Genomic DNA, 17,882 nt, shown 5'->3' on the forward strand with positions numbered 1-17,882 from the left:
GCCCTGAAATCGTAGTTCGTTCCTATCGCTTCTGCCACCACGCGGCGAGAAACGGTTCTGCCGGCTCGGTGGGTTGCCCCGGAAGGGGCGACCACAGCGGCAGGCCGCGTTCTGCTGCCAGTGCTGTCATGCGATCTATCGGTTGCCGCCATCCGTGGAGAGCAAGGTTGAACAGGCCCCAGTGGATCGGCATCAGCAAACCGGCGCGCTCCGCACCACCCAGCGAAGCATAAGCATCCGCCGCGGCATCCGGCCCCAGATGGATGGACGCCCACGCAGCATCGTAGGCTCCGATTTCCAGCATCGTGAGATCGAACGGCCCGTACTTCGCTCCGATCTCTGCGAAGCCCGGCCACGGCCCCGAGTCCGCTCCATAGAAGACGCGGTGACTGCTGCCTTCGAGAACATAAGAGCCCCAAAGCGTTGTGAAGCGGTCCCCAAGCGTGCGGCCCGAGAAGTGACGGGACGGCACGCAGTTTATCGTCAACTCTGCGCCGGAATTCTCTCCCGTGATAGTGACGTTCTGCGTCCAGTCCAACTCCGTGATCCGTCCTGCCGGAACGCCAAAGCGGCCCAACAGCTTGCCGACGCCCAGGCCGGTGACCCAGCGCGTGCGCGAGAGCGCCGGCATTCGGCTCAAACGCGCGATCGTGCGACGGCCGAGGTGATCGTAGTGATCGTGCGAGATAAGTACCGCATCCAGCGGCGGCAATTCCTCGAGCGCGATTGTGGGCGCGAAGAAACGTTCCGGCCCCACCCATTCAAAGGGAGCTGCACGCCGCTCCCACACCGGGTCTACCAGCACGCGTAAACCGTCGATTTCGATCAGGGAACTCGAATGGCCGAACCATGTCACGCGCAGGCCTGAGACCGGCGGCTCGTTGTAGATGCGCCGATCCGTATGAAACGGTCCGAGCCTGGACTTCGGTTTGGTCTCTTCCTTGTTGCTGAGATACCTGGGGAGGGTATCGAGCATCACTCGCAAGGAGCCGACGTCGGTCGGGATGGGATTCTGGAAGTGCTTGCCTGTTCTGCGCGCGGGATGGAGAAGGGTCATGGACGTCTGGTTTGATGGCCCAGGCCCCCCTCGCGATTCAGCTCCTGATACTCAATCAGTCCTGAGGGCCCGTATCGGATCGATCGAAGCAGCGCGGCGCGCCGGAAGGAAAGCCGCCACCGATACACAGAATGCCAGCAACAAAATCGCGCCTGCAAATGCCAGCGGATCGTAAGTATTCACCTCGTAAAGCAGTCTGGCCATAAAGTGGCTTGCAATCAGCGCCGCCGGAATACCCATCGCAAGGCCCAGCAGGAGCTGCCAGAGAGCGCCTCGCAGCATCATGGCCACCACCGCGGGACGGGCCGCACCGAGCGCCATGCGTATCCCGATTTCACTGGTCCGGCGCACCACGAAGTACGACATCACTCCATACAATCCCACCGACGCCAGCAGCAGCGCCAGAACTCCGAAGGAGGTGGTGAGTCTAGCCAGAAGCCTGTCCTGGTTGAAGTTTCCGGCTACCTCGGACCCGTATGTGCTGAAGTGCGTCACAGAAAGATTGGGATCGATAGCCGCAACTGTTCTGCGTGCGAGAGCCTCCGCATCCGGAGGAGCCTGCAGGAAGTCGAGGATGATGAAGTTGAGAAACATGGAGTTCTTCTCGGCTGCGTCCGCATCGGGCTTCTTGTACCCAGGAAACTGCTGTGACATCGGGCGGAGAAAGAGGGGAGGCGTCTCGCGACGCGGGTCGGTCATCTTGAAATCTGCAAAGACACCTGCGATTTCGAACATGCCCGAATACTCAGTCGAGCTCACGCCGAAATGTTTGCCGATAGGGTCCTGGTTGGGAAAGAAGTGTCTTGCGAAAGTCTGATTGACCAGCACCACCTGCTGCGAGGTATTGGTGTCCTGCGTCGTGAAGTTGCGGCCACGCACGATCGGTACGCCGATGGAATCGAGAAAGTGCGAGTTGGCGCGGTTCCAGATCGAAAAACACGGATCATTCGGGCCCGGCGCTGGATGACCTTGCAGTGTCACGCAGGAGCCCCACATATTGCCGCCCAGTGGGATATAGCGGACGATTCCGACATTAGCCATACCCGGCAATGCCGCGAAGCGACTTTCTATCTCGCGGTAAAGCGCAGGGAGGCGATCAACCGTATAGCCCACACCGCCGGGATCGATGGTCGCGATGTAGCGGTTTGCAGTGCTGAGGCCAAAGTTCTGATGTTCCAGGTTACGCAGCGATCGGGTCATGAGTAGTGCGCCCGCCAGCAGGATCATCGATAAGGCAACCTGCAGAACAACCAGCGACCTTTGCGGCAGCGACGAGCGGTCCACCGTCGACCGGTTCGCCCCGCGAAGCGCATCGGTAGGCTGCGTATGCGACGACAGCCATGCAGGAGCCGTTCCAAAAACAACGCCGGTAAGAATCGAGACGAGGAACGCAAACGCCAGCACCGCCGGTGAAGGAACAGCCTGAACGGGCATATTCTTGGCGGTAGGAAAGGCAAGAGCCAGCATCGCATGCGATCCGGCATAAGCGACCGCCAACCCGGCTGCTCCGCCGATCAGGCTGAGCAAAACACACTCGGTAAGAATCTGGCGGATAACCCGGCGTCGCGATGCGCCGAGCGCCATTCGAATAGCCACATCGGCGCGCCTTGCCGTGCAGCGCGCCAGCAGCAGATTGGCAATGTTGGCGCAGGCGATGAGAAGGACTATCGTCGACAGGATCATCATCAACCGCAGGCCCATGCCCGTCTGCTCTTGCAGCTTCTGAATGCCGCCGCCCGCGGGCGCCAGCACGACATGCTGCCGCGGAATCACAGCGCTTCCACCATGAGCGGAGTATGTAGGACGGGTAGCCAGCCACTGCCGCAGAACCACCGAAAGCTTCGCCTGCAAGGCTCCAATATGGACTCCTGGACCCACCCGCCCCAGTGCATAGAGCCATAGCTCATCATCATCCATCAGGGAGGAGTTGGCGCCCTCGAGAGTGACTTCGTCCGCCAGAGGCATCCAGAAATCAGGCGGGTTGATAATGATGCGATCGCCAAAGAAGCCGGGCGGGGCGATGCCCGCTACGATGAATGGCTGCATCTGCACATACACGGTCGAGCCGACGATGGCAGGGTCTGCGGCAAAGTCCGCCTGCCAGGTTTTGTAACTCAGAACAAGCGTTGGCGCTGCTCCGGGCCTGTCGTCGTTCTCGTCGAAAACCCGTCCTGCATATGCGCCTACGCCGAGCGTGGCAAAGTAGTTGCCGGAAACGTATTCGCTGCGCATCGGCCGTGCCGGTTCAGCTCCTCTGCGCACGCTGAAGCCGTTACCTCCCGCCTCGACCGCAGCCAGTTGCTCAAACTCCGGAGCAGCCTGTTTGAGATGAAGATAGAGGTCGTTAGAAAAGAGATCGAAATCGCCGTCGTCGTTCTGAAAGCCGTTGTAATAGCAGCAATTGTTCCTGTCTCCGATGCGATAGAGGCGCGAAGGATCGCTTACCGGCAGGGAACGCAACAGGATGCCCTGCACCAGAGTGAAGATAGCAGTGTTAGCGCCAATGCCGAGCGCAAGCGTAAGCACCACGGTGAGGGTAAAGCCGGGGTTCAAGCGCAATTGACGCAGTGCATAGCGGAGGTCCTCGATCAGCAGCTCCAGCCGCAGCCATCCCCACTGTTCTCGCGTCGCATCGGCAACCAGCGGTACATTTCCGAATTCGTGCATCGCCGATTCGCGCGCATCCGAAGGTGATTGCCCGCGCGCTACACGGTCCGCAATCGCCATCTGCAGATGGCTCTCGATCTCATCCTTCAAGTCCGATTTGCGCTGCAAAAATCGAAAAAGTCTCACGTGCTCACCTCGTATCGCCTGGGATGTAGATCATCTACATCATGGGTGTAGACAATCTACCACCCAGTCAGGAAATCCGGCAAACCAATTCCAGAGACATGAATGAAGAAGCAAGCGGCGTTACATGCCCTCGCATCGCTCCGCACCTGAAGTCGAAAGTTTTGGGGAGAAAAATAAACAGGGGCGTCAGCGTATGAAGGAACCGGCAGCAGGCCCTATGCATGTCTGAATTTGGGAAGGAGCTGCGGTGCAGCCGGCCGGCTGGCGAGGCTGCACCATGGTGTCGTTACCTGGCTGCCAGCAGCTACTTGCCCTGAAGCAGGAGGGCCAGCGGAGCAAGCGGGCCGACCGGCCAGAACTGGTACGTTGCATAACCTCCGGCTACGAGCGGCATGCCGTCCACAGCCGAAGTGGCTTCTTCAACCGATTCCGTGTTCATAAGGAAGATCGGTCCTGTGTCCTTGCGGAACCAGAACTGCTCGATCTGCCCCTCCAGATACATCTTCAGTGTGTGGGGAACTTCCTTCGGCATAATTTCCGCGCGCTGTTCCGGTGTCAGGGGAGCGTTGAGTGTTCCGATTGCCATGACCTTCATGATGATTCTCCTCTTCGCATCCTTACGATGGATGACAAGAGTAAATCTAGCCAATCAGGCCTCGGGATGGTATCGTCGTAAACGACAATATCAATGTCATTTACGCCATGAAAATACTCGTGCTCGCGCTGGAAGGTTTATTCGATACAGGGCTCACCGTTACACTTGATGCATTCTCGACTGCAAACTCTCTTGCTGCGAAGCTGATGGGCGGCTCTCCGCGATTCGACGTTACCGTCGTTGGCGTGCGACGGCGGGTTCGATCAGGATTGGGGCTGACGATCCCCGTGCGAGCCATTACCTCGAGTATGAAGCCGGACTGGATCGTCGTTCCTGCTCTCAAGGCCACAACTCCCGTCACCCTTGCGGCCGCGCTTGAAAGGCGCGATGTGATCGACGCCAAGCAGCAGTTGCTGAATTGGCATGCGAAGGGTGTGCGTATCGCTGCATCCTGCATCGGCACATTCCTCCTTGCTGACGCAGGTCTGCTCGATTACAGGCAAGCGACGACGACCTGGTCACTGGCGCCATTCTTTCGCCAGCGCTATCCGCATGTGCAGCTCGACGAGTCGCGCATGCTTGTGACATCGGATGTGGGAATCACTGCAGGCGCAGCGATGGGGCATCTCGATCTCACTCTGTGGCTGATACGTCAGGCAAGCCCGGAACTTGCAGGACTTGTCTCGCGCTATCTGCTCGCCGACCTGCGGTCGTTTCAGGCTCCCTACATCATTCCGAATCACCTTGCGCAGGCTGATCCGCTGATCTCCCGCTTCGAGCGCTGGGCCAGGGAACACCTGAAGGATGGTTTCTCCCTTCAGGATGCCGCAAAAGCCCTGGCAACCAGCGCCCGCACATTGCAGCGGCGCTGTGACGCAGTGCTCGGAAAATCGCCGCTGGCTTACTTTCAGGATCTCCGGGTGGAGCATGCGCAGTCCCGTCTGCACGGCAACGATCACGATGTAGAGACCGTTGCCGCCGAAGTCGGATACGCTGATGGCGCGACCTTGCGAACACTGTTGCGCCAGCGGCTGGGCAGGGGAGTTCGCGACCTTCGCTCCGATCTGCGCTGACACACAGGAGACATATCGTCAGACGATCGTTTGAACCCAGCGGCTCCGCCAGGCGGGCGCTTCAAATGGATCGGCGAAGTACTGCGTCTCGTGCATCACCCTGCCGTTACGAAATTCCATGATGCTTACCGTATATGCCGGTTTTCCCTGGTAGGTGATCATGTATTCGGTGATCCAGAGATCGCCTCTCCCGACGATCCGCCTGACCTCGAAACCTGACGGCTTACCAGGATGGTGACTCCGTAAAGCCTGCAGGTTGCTTCGCCCGACTATCCGCTCTCCCGACTGCGGATAGTCGCAAACGGCATCGTCTTCGTAGATATCGTGTTCCGCGTCCGCATCGCCATCCGCCGACGCGCGCCAGTGCCGGTCCAGCGCCCTGCGTATCTCTTCATCCTGCGTCGATGTTTCTGTCTGCTGTTCGTTCTTCATGCCGCTTCACCTCGTGGAAAACAATCCCGGAGAGCCCGGCAACATTATGTCCGTTTGCGGAGACGGATGCCTGCCGAAGACAAAAAAAGAGGCCGGCGGATTCGCCGGCCCCTGTTCCATCTTTGCTGCTAGAACGAGTACCGCAGTGAAATCTGCTGGATTCTCGGCTGACTCAGTGTGTGCGTGTAGGCGCCCAGGTTGCCCTTGCCCACCGCGTTCTGGAGCGATGTGACCGGGTTGGTATCGAACCGCACCGAATTCGTAACGTTAAAGACCTCCCAATCGAAGCGCAGACTCTGCGCATTTGTGATCTTCCACGTCTTCATCAGTCCGCTGTCGATGCCGAAATAGCCATCGCCACGATACTTGTTGCGCTCACCTACTTCACCCGGCAGCGGATATCTCAGGGGCGACTGGCCCGTATCCGCCAAACCAGAGATGCCGGCTACGAGCGTCGTGGGGTCAGGGAAAGCATCCGGAATGCCGCCTTTCAGGATGGTCTTCTTCGGTGCGAGCTTGCCGAGTTTGCGTGTTTCGATGGTCATGCTTTGCTTGGGCCATGCAGTCATCCATCCGCCAGAGATCTGCAGGCTGAACGGCAGTCCGCTCGTCCAACGGCCAAGACCATTCAACTGCCATCCCCCAAAGATGCCGTTCACGATCTTGTTGCCCGAGTTGAGAAAGCGTTGCCCGCTTCCGAAGGGCAGCAGATAAACCGCATCGGCCGTCACGATGTGAGTGGTGTCGAAGTCGGCTACTCCCTTGTTCAATCGCGGATTGAAGGAGTTGATCAGCACCCCTGTCGATGCGTCGGCTGTCGTGCCGATCGATGTGCAACTGGTACAGGTTCGTTCCGTGTCCGAGCCGATATCGATCGCACGCGAGAAGGTGTAGCTGAAGTCGGTTTGCAATCCATGGGACATCGCGTGGTGCAGCATGAGCTGCGCGGCATGATAGCTGCTGTATCCGATGGTGCTGTCAGCATAGAGTGAGCTGAAGGCCGCGTTGTAATAGCGATACAGCTGCCCTCCGCAACCCGGTGAACAGAGCGTGTCCATCAGGTTAAGGTCGTCGGTCGCGTTCAGAGGCTGCGCTGCGTACTGGTTGTAGATGTTCTGCGTGGCCGAGTTGCCGGCCTTGCAAACGGTTGCGGGGCAGGCAATCTTCGCGTTAGGTGAGCCCTTGGCGCCGGCCGCATCCGGGAAGAGATCTTCCCAGTACGGAATCTTGGCAACATTGGCCGTTGGAACCTTCGCGTAGGCCTGTTTTTCAAGCAAGGATGCAGCGGTGAAGTAATCCATGCCGCCGTTCGGATCGACAAGATCCAGGGGCATGCCAAGGTCGCGCTGTACGATCAGGTGGCGGCCAAGGCGGCCTACGTAAGCGCCCTCCACGGTAAATCCCTTCGGCAGTTCATGCTGAATATCGAGATTCATCGTGTAGGAATAAGGCGTTTGCAGCTTGTCATCCATGGCCCAGGCAAATGCCTGGCCGGAAGCCGGCGGCGAGTACGGGTAGGTGATCTTCTGCGCCGGGTTGGGAAGAAGGCTGGGAGGCAGAATATCCGGAGAATAGCTTGGCAGTGTCGTGGCGCTGGTGAAGCGAGGAGCCGTATCCGGGCTGAAATAGCCGGCCGGCGTAGACTCCGAACCGCCAAGTCCGTAAGACCCCAGCTGCGAGAAGTTGCGTACCAGGCCCTCCCCGAAGTGGTCGAAGAACAGGCCGAAGCCGGTGCGGATCGTAGTCTTCTCGCTGAGCGCATACGCGATGCCGATACGCGGAGAGAAGTTCTTCCAGCTCATGGGGAAGAACGGCTTGGCGTGGTTAGCCTTGCCCGAGGGCGAGAATGTAAAGTTCGGCTGATCGACGATGCCCTTGGCCGCCTGCGATACGCGGTTTTGGGCCCAGTCATGAAGATTGATGGTCGGCTGCACCTGCTGGCCATTGACTTCGTAAGGCGTCTGCAGGATGGTGTGCCGGATTCCATAGGTGAGAGTGAGCTTCGGGGTGGCGCGCCACTGATCCTGGAAGTAATACTCCAGCTCGTTTGCCTTGAAGTGCCGCCCGATCAGGCTTCCCACAGGCAGCAGGCTCGCAGAGCCATCCCTGTTGTTGTAGTACTGGTAGGCGATCGACTCGGAGGCGACGACGCCTGCCATGCCCATGGCCAGGCTGCTGTAAGAAGATCCGAAGGACGAGAGCACCGGGGCGAAACCCGCTGCCTTGCCCTCCGGTGACGCCGGATCGAGGGTCTGACCGGTGTTCGAAATAGCGTCGAAATTTTCGCCGGAGTTCGCGGAGGCAGAGCTGTAAGACTTGGCATCCGTAGCGATGCTGTCCTTCACGATGCGGTAGTTCGCACCGAACTGAAAGGTATGCGTCTTATGAGTCCAGGTGACGTCGTCGATGAGGTTGTAGAAAGGAACCTGGACGATCTGGCTGCGTGCGGTTGAGAAGGGAAGTCCAATGACGGTCGGGGTGACGTAGCTCTGCTTGCCTGGCCCCTGGTCAGAGTAGCTCTGCCTCGTATAGCCGAAGCGGGCGTCGTTAATCAGGTTGTTCGAAAGCATCCACGTCTCGCCTACTCCAAAACCTTTCGTGCCGTCGCTATGCGTGTCCTGGGGAAGCTGCGGCAGAGGTGAGAAAAATCCTGGCGCGCCCGATGTCGGAAACAATGGCGGCGAGAGCTGCTTGTCATCCTGCAGGTTGCCGCGCGCGAAGAGGCGATTCTTCTGGTTGATGACCCAGTCGAACTTCACGATACCGGTATTGAGCGTTGTGGGATTTGGTGCAGACCATGTAAATCCCTGCGTGTTGTAAGAGTCGCCACCCGTCGTATTCGGCAATGGAAACTGCTGCGCCAGCGCGAGGACGTAGGGATCGAGACCATGCCCCCAGGGGCAGCTCGCGCTGCAGTTCGGATCCAGTTGCGCGAACTGCGACGGAGTGAGCTGGGCAAGATAAGTGCCCGGACCGACAGACCCTGCTACGTTGGAAGCAGATGCGTCTCCGGTTGTGTATTGAAGCAGGCCGCTGCGCAATGCCTGGCTTGGAACCACGTTTGTGACCTGCTGGTTCTCTGCCGTGCGCTGGCTCTCATAGTTGCCGAAGAAGAAGAGTTTGTCCTTGAGAATCGGACCGCCAACAGCTACTCCAAAGGTATTGCGAATGAGCTTTCCGGCGCGGTTCGGGAGATTCTCTTTGAACTGCGATTGCTTGTTGAACCAGTCGTTGGCCGAGAGATCGGTGTTGCGGTTGTACTCGTAAAGACTGCCTGTGAACTTGTTGGTTCCGGACTTGGTCACCACGTTCACCTGTGCGCCGGAGGTGCGGCCCGACTCTGCGTTGGAGCCGGTCGTCGTTACACGAAATTCGTCTACTGAATCCAGCGTCGACCGCAGCACGCCATTGAATGCCAGCCCTGTGACCTGGTCGTTGTTGTCGAGGCCATCCAACGTGACGTTGCCCTGGTCGGATCGCGCGCCTGAGACCACACCGCTGCGGCTGTCTTCAGCTGCCTGCGTCAGGTTATGCCCAAGGTAGAGCACACCGGGCTGCAGGCTCAGAAGATCGGGCACATTGCGGCCTTCCATCGGCAATGCCTGCACGGTGGCATTGTCGACCGCGTTGCCGATCGTTGCGTCGGTCGTGTTCAGTGCAGAAGCGGTGGCGACCACGTTTACGGTGGTGCTGTCGGAGACGACCATCGAGAAGTTGATCGTTGCCGGCTGTGCTACCAGCAGCTCAACGATCTTCTCCTGTTTCCCCATGCCTGCCGAACTCGCCGTGATGGTGTAGGTGCCTGGCACAAGCTGAGGGAACTGGTATTCGCCCTTCTCATCGGTTGCCATGCTCTGGTGAACAGTCGCAGCCGCATTGCTGAGCTCTACTGTGGCATTCGGGATGATTGCCCCGCTCACGTCCGTTACGACGCCGCGCACCGAGGTGGTTGTCTGCTGTGCGGACAAAAGGCAGGGGAGGAAAAACAGGGCAATAAAACAGAGACAGTTACAAATCCGGCGCATGCAGGTCATTACAGTCTTGGCCTCCGGGCAGAGTGGGATATGGACTAGAAAGTGGTGATACCGGGCAACGATTCCTCCAGCCCACCGTGTCCGGCGTACGGAGTGGAGATCGTTAATAGCCTTCAACCATCCGGCTGAAGGGGATGTCAGGTTGTGCGTTGGCCAAGATCATGGCACGAAGAAAAAATCGGCCAAAGCGAAAAGGTGCGAAATAAGGCCAGCCTTTTCGGGGCGATTAATGAAAGGTTATTTCGCTCTATTTCGCTTGTGAGCCGTTAGCGGTCGTTTTAGCCTGAGCCCGGTAACACAAACAGTGACAAATGATTGCGGGGCTTGCGCCGGTTTCAACCGGAACGGGAGAACTGCGCCCGTTGAGGAATCCGCGCTTCACATGTGTCCACATCTGCCGAGGTTTTGAAATGATCACAATGACACGAAGGACATTTGCGCGCGGAGCTGCCGCTGTCCTGGCGGCACAGTCGACACGCGGTGTCCGGCGGCTGATTGCGGAAGATACCTCGAGCGATCCCGCATCCATGACTCTCGCCGAGGCCAGCGCACGCCTGCGTACCGGCAGCATCACCTCTGTTCAGCTCGTGCAGTCCTGTCTCGATCGCATCGATATCTACGGGCCGAAGCTCGACTGCTTCATCACCGTTATGCGGGAGCAGGCTCTTGCCCAGGCAAAGATCCTCGATGCGGAGCGAAAAGCAGGGAAGCTCCGCGGTGCATTGCACGGTATTCCGGTCGCATTGAAAGACAACATCGATACCGCCGGGACCCGCACCACTGCGGGCAGCGGCGTCTTCCAGTACCGTGTGCCAGACGAGGATGCGCCGGTCACCGCGCGTCTGAAAGCAGCCGGGGCCATCATTCTCGGCAAGACCAACCTGCACGAGTTTGCGATGGGAGCAGGCGAGGCTTCGTTCTTTGGCCCTGCGCGCAATCCCTGGGCACTCGATCACAGCACAGGTGGTTCTTCCTCCGGGTCGGGCGCGGCGATGTCGGCCGACCTCTGCTACGGAGCGCTGGGGACAGATACCGCCGGCTCCATTCGCATTCCCAGTTCGTATTGCGGAATCGTCGGCATCAAGCCGACCTATGGTCTCGTGCCCATCCGAGGCATCGCGCCGCTCGCCGTATCGCTTGACCACTGCGGGCCGATGACGAAATGCGTCGAAGACGCAGCCATCATGCTGAATGTTCTGGCTGGATACGACAAGCTCGACATCACCAGCGTCGATCACCCCAGGGAAGACTACGTGGCGGGAATGAAGCAGCCAGTTGCGGGTTTTCGAATCGGCGTTCCCATCGGTGCTTTCGACCAGGCCAGCAGCGAAGTAGAGGCAGCGGTTCGGGCAGCAATCGCCGTGATCGCCGGCATGACCAAAGGAGTGAAGGAGGTCAGCCTTCCCGCCCCCAACGATGTTGCGTATCAGAACTTCGCAAAGTTCGGCGAAGTCTTCGCGTACCACGAACAGTTCTACAAGCTGCAATCCGCGCGCTACCAGGCAATCGACAGAAAGCGCCTCGAAGACAACGAAGCTAATCACCCCCGCGCCGAAGATTACATTCGCATGCGCTGGGAGCTGGAGACGCTGCGCCGCACGGTCGACGACGCATTTACCGACTTCGACCTGGTCGTCCTGCCCACGATGAAGACCCCCGCGCCGCCTCTGGACGAGCTCATCCGTCGCGACCTGCAGACCATCGCCGGAACGGTTTCGTCGAGCATACCGAGCACTGCATCCGAAGTCGGAACGTACAACGCATACGGCGTGCCCTCGCTCTCGATTCCATGCGGATTCAGCAAGGAAGGGCTGCCCATCGGAATGATGATCTGCGGGCCGCATTTCTCCGAGAGCAAGGTCTTCGCGCTGGCTCACGCCTATGAGAAGGCAACGCAATGGCACACGAAAAAGCCGCCGGTCACTCCACAGACGACAGTGCCTGAGCTGATGACCCACCTCTGATTTTCTTTGCTGCAATGAACGACCGACCGTTGAGAAGGAGCCCCAGACGATGAAGATGACGCGACGTGATTTTGGATTGCTCGCCGGAACCACCCTGCTTGCAGAAGCCCTGCGTGGAAAGACCTACGCATTTGCGCAACCTCCGGACGTGGATCCTGCTTCACTGCCGTTTCTTTCCCTGACCGAAGCTTCGGAGAAGATTCACAGCAAGTCGGTGACGTCGACACAACTCGTCAAGGCCACGCTGGATCGCATCAACGAGCTGAACCCCAAGGTCAATTGCTACGTCACCGTCATGGCGAAGCAGGCGCTCGCCCAGGCGGAGCAGCTCGATGCCGAGCAGAAGGCAGGCAAGTTTCGCGGGCCGCTGCACGGCATCCCCATCGCGCTCAAAGACAATATCGATACCGCCGGCGTGCGCACCACTGCTGCCAGCCCTATGTTCAAAGACCGCATTCCCACGGAAGACGCGGACATCGTGCGCCGCCTGAAGGAGTCCGGTGCGATCATCATCGGCAAACTGAACCTGCATGAGTTCGCGTTAGGTTGCACGGGCGATATCTCCTACTTCGGCCCCACCCGCAATCCATGGAACCTGGCTTATGTCACCGGCGGCTCTTCCGCTGGCTCCGGCGCTTCCATGGCGTCCAGCATGGGGTACGGGGCTCTCGGGACAGATACTGGCGGCAGCATCCGCGTCCCCTCCTCGTGGTGTGGCATCGTCGGTCTCAAGCCGACGACGGGGCTCGTCTCCATCCGCGGCATCATTCCGTGCGTTGCCGATCTCGATCACTGCGGCCCCATGGCGCGCACGGTCGAAGACGTGGCAATGATGCTCGGGCAGATGACAGGCTACGACCAGCTCGACATCTTCAGCGTCGAAAGCACTCCGCAGGATTACGTCAAGCAGATGAAGCAGCCGGTAAAGAGCTTCCGTCTGGGCACGCCTGCCTCCTTCTACGATCACGTCGATCCCGAAATCGACGCGGCGATCAAACAGGCTCTCGAAGTGCTGACCGGACTGACTGCTGGTGTCACCTCGAGCGCTCCGCTATGGGAGTACCAGCCGGGCAGTGGTGCGGGCGACTCGGAGTTCTACCATCACGACCTCATCGAGAAATACGGCCTCAACTACATGCCGCCGATACGTCAGCGCTTCGAGAAGATGGAGAACCCTGCTCCCGGTGTGAAGGTGGCAACTGCCGCGGACGCGGCGCGCGCCCACCAGACGCTCCTGACGACCAGGCGCATGATCGATTCCTCCTTCAAGGACTTCGACCTGGTAGTGGTTCCGACCACACGGCAAAAGGCTCCGAAGATCAACGATTCGCTCGCACGCGAGATGGCTGGCATCGGCACTCCAGGCGGAGAAGGCAAGAGCGGCAAGGTCTACGACTGGTTCGATGGATCCAGCGGCTGCTCGAACACCTCGCCGTTCGATGCGTATGGTGTGCCCGCAATCTCACTGCCCTGCGGCTTTACATCGGAAGGCATGCCCATCGGCATGATGATTGCCGGGCCGCACTTCTCCGAGGGCAAGGTTCTGGCACTCGCCTACGCCTATCAACAGGCAACCGAGTGGCACAAGAAGCGGCCAACGCTGAGCGCAAGCATGGCAGTGCCGCCGGTAGTTGAGACAAAGCAGCCGAGTGCGGATGAGAAGAAATAGCTAAGCAACAGGCCGGTCGATCGCGTCCAGGGTAAACGCCGCACCCTGATCGGTGCGGCGGGATGCCGAACTGCCTGAGCGATTGAAGAGAAACCAGGTCAGGACGACGCTCGCAAGAATCGCTGTCGCTCCGGCAAGCTGCTGGCTTGAAATGCGCTCATGGCCAACCGTGATGCCGATCAGCAGGGCGACGATGGGATTGATGTAGGAAGAGGAGGCAATTCGTGAAGCAGGTTCGCGGCGGATCAGCCAGTGAAAGGCTGCGAAGGCAATCGTGGAACCGCCAACAACGAGATACAGCATGCTCCAGATCACCGGAGTGCTGCGCAGGGACGCCAGAGCCGGCAGGTGCCGCCACTCCGACAGCATGCATGAAAGGATACCGAGCAATGCCCCGGCAAAGACCATCTGGAAACCACCTGTCTGCAGATACGACTCCGGAAGATCGATGCGCTTGAGGGCTATGGCCGACATCGACCATGAGAAGGAGCTGAACAATATCGCAGCGATCGCAATCAGCGAAACCGGCTGCTCCTGTGACGAGGAAGTTTTGGAAAGACAGAAGATGCCGGCCAGCCCCAAGGCAAGCAGAGAAAGCATGACAGGACGCAATCGCTGCGTACGCAGGATGAGGGATTCACCAAGATAGGTCCAGAGAAAGTTGGTGGAGGTGAGGACGGCTACGACCCATGAAGCTACGCGCGTCTCAGCCCAGAAGACCGGCGCAAATACAAGAAAGATGAGGCTGGCCCCGGTGAGCGCGCAATGCCACAACTGTCTGAGGGTGGGCAGTGGCGGATGATGCCGGCAGAAACCCAGCAGCAGCAGCAGCAATCCGCTCGCGGAGTAACGAACAGCTGCAGCGAGAACCGGAGGAATCGCATGCACGAGAATCCGGATCGCAAAATAGGAGCCACCCCACAGCACGAAAACAGCGGCGTAGGCAGCCACGCGCCTGAGTTTCATGCCGAATTCTAGCAATGAACCAGTCGTTTGCAACCAAATTTACTTCACTCCCCACATCATTAGCGTTCACAGACAAGGAGACATTTCCCGAGATGCCACTCAATCGCCGCGAATTCGTTCTTATGAGTGCAGGCGCGGCCGCCCTGCAGATTACTGGTCCTGGCTCATCTGCCTTCGCAATGAAATCTCCGGCGGGAGCAGATGACCTGCCGTCCCTCACTCTCGCCGAGGCCTCGCGCCGCATTCATGCGCACGAGGTTACATCTGTCGCACTGACACAGGCCCTGCTCGATCGCATCAGTATCTATAACCCCAAGGTCAACGCTTTCATCACCGTGCTGCACGAGGAAGCACTCTCGCAGGCGGCAGCCCTCGACGCGGAGGCAAAGTCGGGCAAGTTCCGCAGCGCGCTGCACGGCATTCCGATTGTTCTCAAGGACAACATCGATACCGCCGGCATCCGCACCACGGCGGCGAGCGAAGTGTTCGACGATCGGTTTCCGGACGATGACGCTGAGGTGGTCGTCCATCTCAAGGCCGCGGGTGCGGTCATCCTCGGCAAGGCCAACATGCATGAGTTCGCGGCAGGCGGATCGTCCGCGTCTACGTACTTCGGCCCGGTGCGCAATCCCTGGGCGCTCGACCATATCCCTGCAGGCTCATCGGGTGGCTCGGCCGCTGCGGTCATTTCAGATCTCGCATATGGCGCGCTGGGCACCGACACAGGCGGATCGGTACGCATGCCCGCGTCTTATTGCAGCATCGTCGGATTGAAGCCTACATACGGACTCGTATCGATACGCGGCATCGTTCCGCTTACCTACTCGCTCGACCACTGCGGTCCCATGACGAAGACGGTCGAAGATGCGGCGCTGATGCTGAACCACATGGTCGGCTACGACAAGCACGACGTCGCCAGCATCGACGTTGCGAAAGAGGATTATGTCGAGTCGATGAAGCAACCGGTCTCCGGTCTGCGTCTGGGCATTCCACGCGCGCCTTTCTACGACCTCCTCGATGAAGAGGTTGCAAAGGCTGTCGAAGCTGCCATCCAGGTGCTTACGAAGATGGTCAAAAGCGTGAAGGAGTGCCATCTGCCCGGCACCTCAGGATTCAATGCACTGTCTTTGACCGGCGAGCGCGAGGCCTATCACATCGACCTGATGCGAAAGAACTCCATGCGGTATTCGCTCGGCGTGAAGCAGAGCTTCGAGAGCGCTGAGAAGAAGATGAACGATATCAGCGATGAGCCCTGCTCGGAGAAGATCGTCGACTACGTAACGTCGCAGTGGAAGCTCATCCTGATGCGCAAGAACATCAACGATGCCTTCACCGATTTCGATCTCGTGGTGCTGCCTACAATGCGCATTCTTCCGCGAACGGTAAACGATGCTCTCGAACGCGAAGAAGAGGTAAAACCTCGCGAGCCTGAGGTCATCTCAAACTGCACCCCGTTCAACATCTTCGGACTACCCGCGATCTCCGTGCCATGCGGCTTCTCCGCCAGCGGATTGCCCATCGGACTCATGATCGCCGGACCAAGACTGTCCGAAGGCAAGGTACTCGCTCTCGCTGCTGCCTATGAAAAGGCAACGCAGTGGCACACGCGGCGCCCCACTCTCACGCCGGATATGGTCGTCCCGCCCGTAAAGCGAAAGGTTTGAAAAGGAGGCTGCCTGCGCGCGACAGCCTCCGTCTTTTTCAAAGAATGAAACGAGAGGTGACTTCCTCAAAACCGGAAGTCTCTCGCAGGCGGGCAAAGCGCGGATCGTGCTTGACGAAGATCGTCTTCATGTCCCGCGTTTTGATTGCCCGCTTCAGGCAATTCAAAGCAGAGTCGCGTTCATCGAGCAGCGCATACACCGCAGCCGTCTCATAAGCGGGATAGCAGCTTTCAGAGGAGCGTGCTTCTACTTCGGCAAGCATCCTGCGGGCGCGGTTCTCCTCGCCCGACCCTGCAAAGGCGAAGGCGAGCAGAGCCTGGCTCAGCAGGGAATGGGACATATTCTCGGCAGCCTTGTTGAATGCCGTAATGGCTTTGTTCCACTGGCCCAATTCGGATTCAATGCGTCCCAGCGTCACATACCCCATCGTGAAACGGGGTTCCAGCTCAAGGGTGTGATGAATGAAATGGAGGGCCGAAGAATAATCTCCTCCATACAGATATGCCAGGGCCGCCTGCCCGCTCACCTGCGCCATGGACGGGGAAAGGCGATGAGCCTGCAAGGCCAGCTCGACGGCCTTGTCGTGCTGGCCCATCGCAGCCAGCAGGCTTGAATACAGCTGAATCGTGCGCCCATCGAGATGCCCTGTCTCATGCATGCGGAGATACTGCTGCTGCGCCTTCTCCCATTGCCACGTGCAGTTGGTCATTACATTGATGAAGGCGTTGCCCACCTGGAGGTTGTTGCGGTCGAGGCGCATGGCGGTATCGATGGCGGCGTGCGCTTTGGAAGCAGCCTCACGCGAAGGCATCAGATGATTGTAAGAAAGCGAAACATAAGCGTTTGCCAGTCCCGCGTAGCCCTCTGCGTATTCCGAATCCAGTTCAATGGCATCTTCGAAGTACTGCATGGAACGCAGCAGGGCGCTCCGGCTGCGCTGGCTCCAGAAATAATTGCCGAGCGAACAGGCGTGACGGGCGAGCAGGTTGTCCGGCGTTACGGCGGAAGAGTGAGAGATCCCAGAGCGTTGTTCTGCAGAAGCCGCCGGAACCGCTCGTTGAAGGATGGCCTTTTCGGCAACCTGCGGCCTCGCTTCATCCGAATGCAGACGTTCCCTCCACCAGCGCTCAAGGTCGGTACGGTATGCAAAGATGCTGCCGATTTTATTGTGAAGCTGCCGGCGTACGGGAAGGCCCTCCCGCTTCTCCCATAGTTGAACGGTTCTTACTTCCCGCCGGAAGAACGCGGCAATCTCCTTCCATGACTCTAGTTTTTCCCCGTCGATCGATGGCGGAATCGGTAAATCCGTTTCAACATCCTCTTTCAAAGATGGATACATCGCATCAACTCCTTCTGGGGAAACAGTAGGACCCGGGGACTCTATTTGTAAGTTGTGTATTGCTAGCGGTACGGATGAGGCAGGCAGGGTACGAGTATTTGGGATACTGTGAATTACTTTTAACAAAGGCGATTTCGACCGTCAAACAAAATATCCGCAGACGGGTAACGAATTTACCAATCAAACGTCAAGCCGCTCTGTCGAAGGGCCACGGAGGCTGCCTGCGCATCGCCACCCTCAGCCAGCCCTGCCATTTGCCACGAAAGCCGGGTTACGGATAGAGCAACGGTAACCCA

General features: G+C 58.8%; 11 protein-coding genes. 4 read left to right on the forward strand and 7 right to left on the reverse strand.

What is annotated here, in order from left to right:
- Positions 1-22: 22 nt before the first annotated feature.
- From LJD29_RS16745 to LJD29_RS16755, 3 genes are all read right to left on the reverse strand, one after another.
- Positions 23-1,057 (reverse strand): MBL fold metallo-hydrolase, encoded by a 1,035-nt coding sequence (locus LJD29_RS16745; protein ID WP_446742703.1) that lies wholly within the window; start codon positions 1,055-1,057, stop codon positions 23-25.
- Between the two features lie 51 nt (positions 1,058-1,108).
- Entirely contained in the window at positions 1,109-3,850 is a 2,742-nt protein-coding gene (locus LJD29_RS16750; RefSeq protein ID WP_446742704.1) for an ABC transporter permease, read from the reverse strand.
- Positions 3,851-4,154: 304 nt separating this feature from the next.
- Positions 4,155-4,445, reverse strand: a complete 291-nt coding sequence (locus LJD29_RS16755) for a hypothetical protein (protein ID WP_446742705.1) — start codon at positions 4,443-4,445, stop codon at positions 4,155-4,157.
- 107 nt (positions 4,446-4,552) lie between these two features.
- On the opposite strand from LJD29_RS16755, the gene LJD29_RS16760 reads away from it, so the two are divergent.
- Entirely contained in the window at positions 4,553-5,518 is a 966-nt protein-coding gene (locus LJD29_RS16760; protein ID WP_446742706.1) for a GlxA family transcriptional regulator, read from the forward strand.
- Positions 5,519-5,536: 18 nt separating this feature from the next.
- Here LJD29_RS16760 and LJD29_RS16765 read toward each other — a convergent pair whose 3' ends face one another.
- Positions 5,537-5,950 (reverse strand): nuclear transport factor 2 family protein, encoded by a 414-nt coding sequence (locus LJD29_RS16765; protein ID WP_446742707.1) that lies wholly within the window; start codon positions 5,948-5,950, stop codon positions 5,537-5,539.
- 128 nt (positions 5,951-6,078) lie between these two features.
- A complete protein-coding gene (locus LJD29_RS16770) occupies positions 6,079-9,891 on the reverse strand; it encodes a TonB-dependent receptor domain-containing protein (protein ID WP_446742708.1) in 3,813 nt (1,270 codons plus the stop codon).
- Between the two features lie 503 nt (positions 9,892-10,394).
- Here LJD29_RS16770 and LJD29_RS16775 point away from each other — a divergent pair.
- Both LJD29_RS16775 and LJD29_RS16780 read left to right on the forward strand, forming a co-directional pair.
- Positions 10,395-11,948 (forward strand): amidase, encoded by a 1,554-nt coding sequence (locus LJD29_RS16775; protein WP_446742709.1) that lies wholly within the window; start codon positions 10,395-10,397, stop codon positions 11,946-11,948.
- Positions 11,949-11,997: 49 nt separating this feature from the next.
- A complete protein-coding gene (locus tag LJD29_RS16780) occupies positions 11,998-13,617 on the forward strand; it encodes an amidase (RefSeq protein WP_446742710.1) in 1,620 nt (539 codons plus the stop codon).
- Here LJD29_RS16780 and LJD29_RS16785 read toward each other — a convergent pair whose 3' ends face one another.
- Positions 13,618-14,583, reverse strand: coding sequence for an EamA family transporter (locus LJD29_RS16785; RefSeq protein ID WP_446742711.1), 966 nt, complete (start codon positions 14,581-14,583; stop codon positions 13,618-13,620).
- Positions 14,584-14,675: 92 nt separating this feature from the next.
- Between LJD29_RS16785 and LJD29_RS16790 the strand changes: the two genes are divergently transcribed.
- Entirely contained in the window at positions 14,676-16,247 is a 1,572-nt protein-coding gene (locus LJD29_RS16790) for an amidase (protein WP_446742712.1), read from the forward strand.
- A 37-nt stretch (positions 16,248-16,284) separates the two neighbouring features.
- On the opposite strand, the gene LJD29_RS16795 is transcribed toward LJD29_RS16790, so the two are convergent.
- A complete protein-coding gene (locus LJD29_RS16795) occupies positions 16,285-17,586 on the reverse strand; it encodes a tetratricopeptide repeat protein (protein ID WP_446742713.1) in 1,302 nt (433 codons plus the stop codon).
- Positions 17,587-17,882 lie beyond the last annotated feature (296 nt).

The organism is Silvibacterium acidisoli (assembly GCA_022870745.1).
Classification (GTDB): Bacteria; Acidobacteriota; Terriglobia; order Terriglobales; family Acidobacteriaceae; genus Silvibacterium.

What these genes read in the sequence shown, in the direction of transcription:
- LJD29_RS16765 (WP_446742707.1), bottom strand. Translation starts at nt 5,950, where the DNA reads ATGAAGAACGAACAGCAGACAGAAACATCGACGCAGGATGAAGAGATA.
- LJD29_RS16775 (WP_446742709.1), top strand. Translation starts at nt 10,395, where the DNA reads ATGATCACAATGACACGAAGGACATTTGCGCGCGGAGCTGCCGCTGTC.
- LJD29_RS16780 (WP_446742710.1), top strand. Translation starts at nt 11,998, where the DNA reads ATGAAGATGACGCGACGTGATTTTGGATTGCTCGCCGGAACCACCCTG.
- LJD29_RS16755 (WP_446742705.1), bottom strand. Translation starts at nt 4,445, where the DNA reads ATGAAGGTCATGGCAATCGGAACACTCAACGCTCCCCTGACACCGGAA.
- LJD29_RS16795 (WP_446742713.1), bottom strand. Translation starts at nt 17,586, where the DNA reads ATGTATCCATCTTTGAAAGAGGATGTTGAAACGGATTTACCGATTCCG.
- LJD29_RS16760 (WP_446742706.1), top strand. Translation starts at nt 4,553, where the DNA reads ATGAAAATACTCGTGCTCGCGCTGGAAGGTTTATTCGATACAGGGCTC.
- LJD29_RS16790 (WP_446742712.1), top strand. Translation starts at nt 14,676, where the DNA reads ATGCCACTCAATCGCCGCGAATTCGTTCTTATGAGTGCAGGCGCGGCC.
- LJD29_RS16745 (WP_446742703.1), bottom strand. Translation starts at nt 1,057, where the DNA reads ATGACCCTTCTCCATCCCGCGCGCAGAACAGGCAAGCACTTCCAGAAT.
- LJD29_RS16785 (WP_446742711.1), bottom strand. Translation starts at nt 14,583, where the DNA reads ATGAAACTCAGGCGCGTGGCTGCCTACGCCGCTGTTTTCGTGCTGTGG.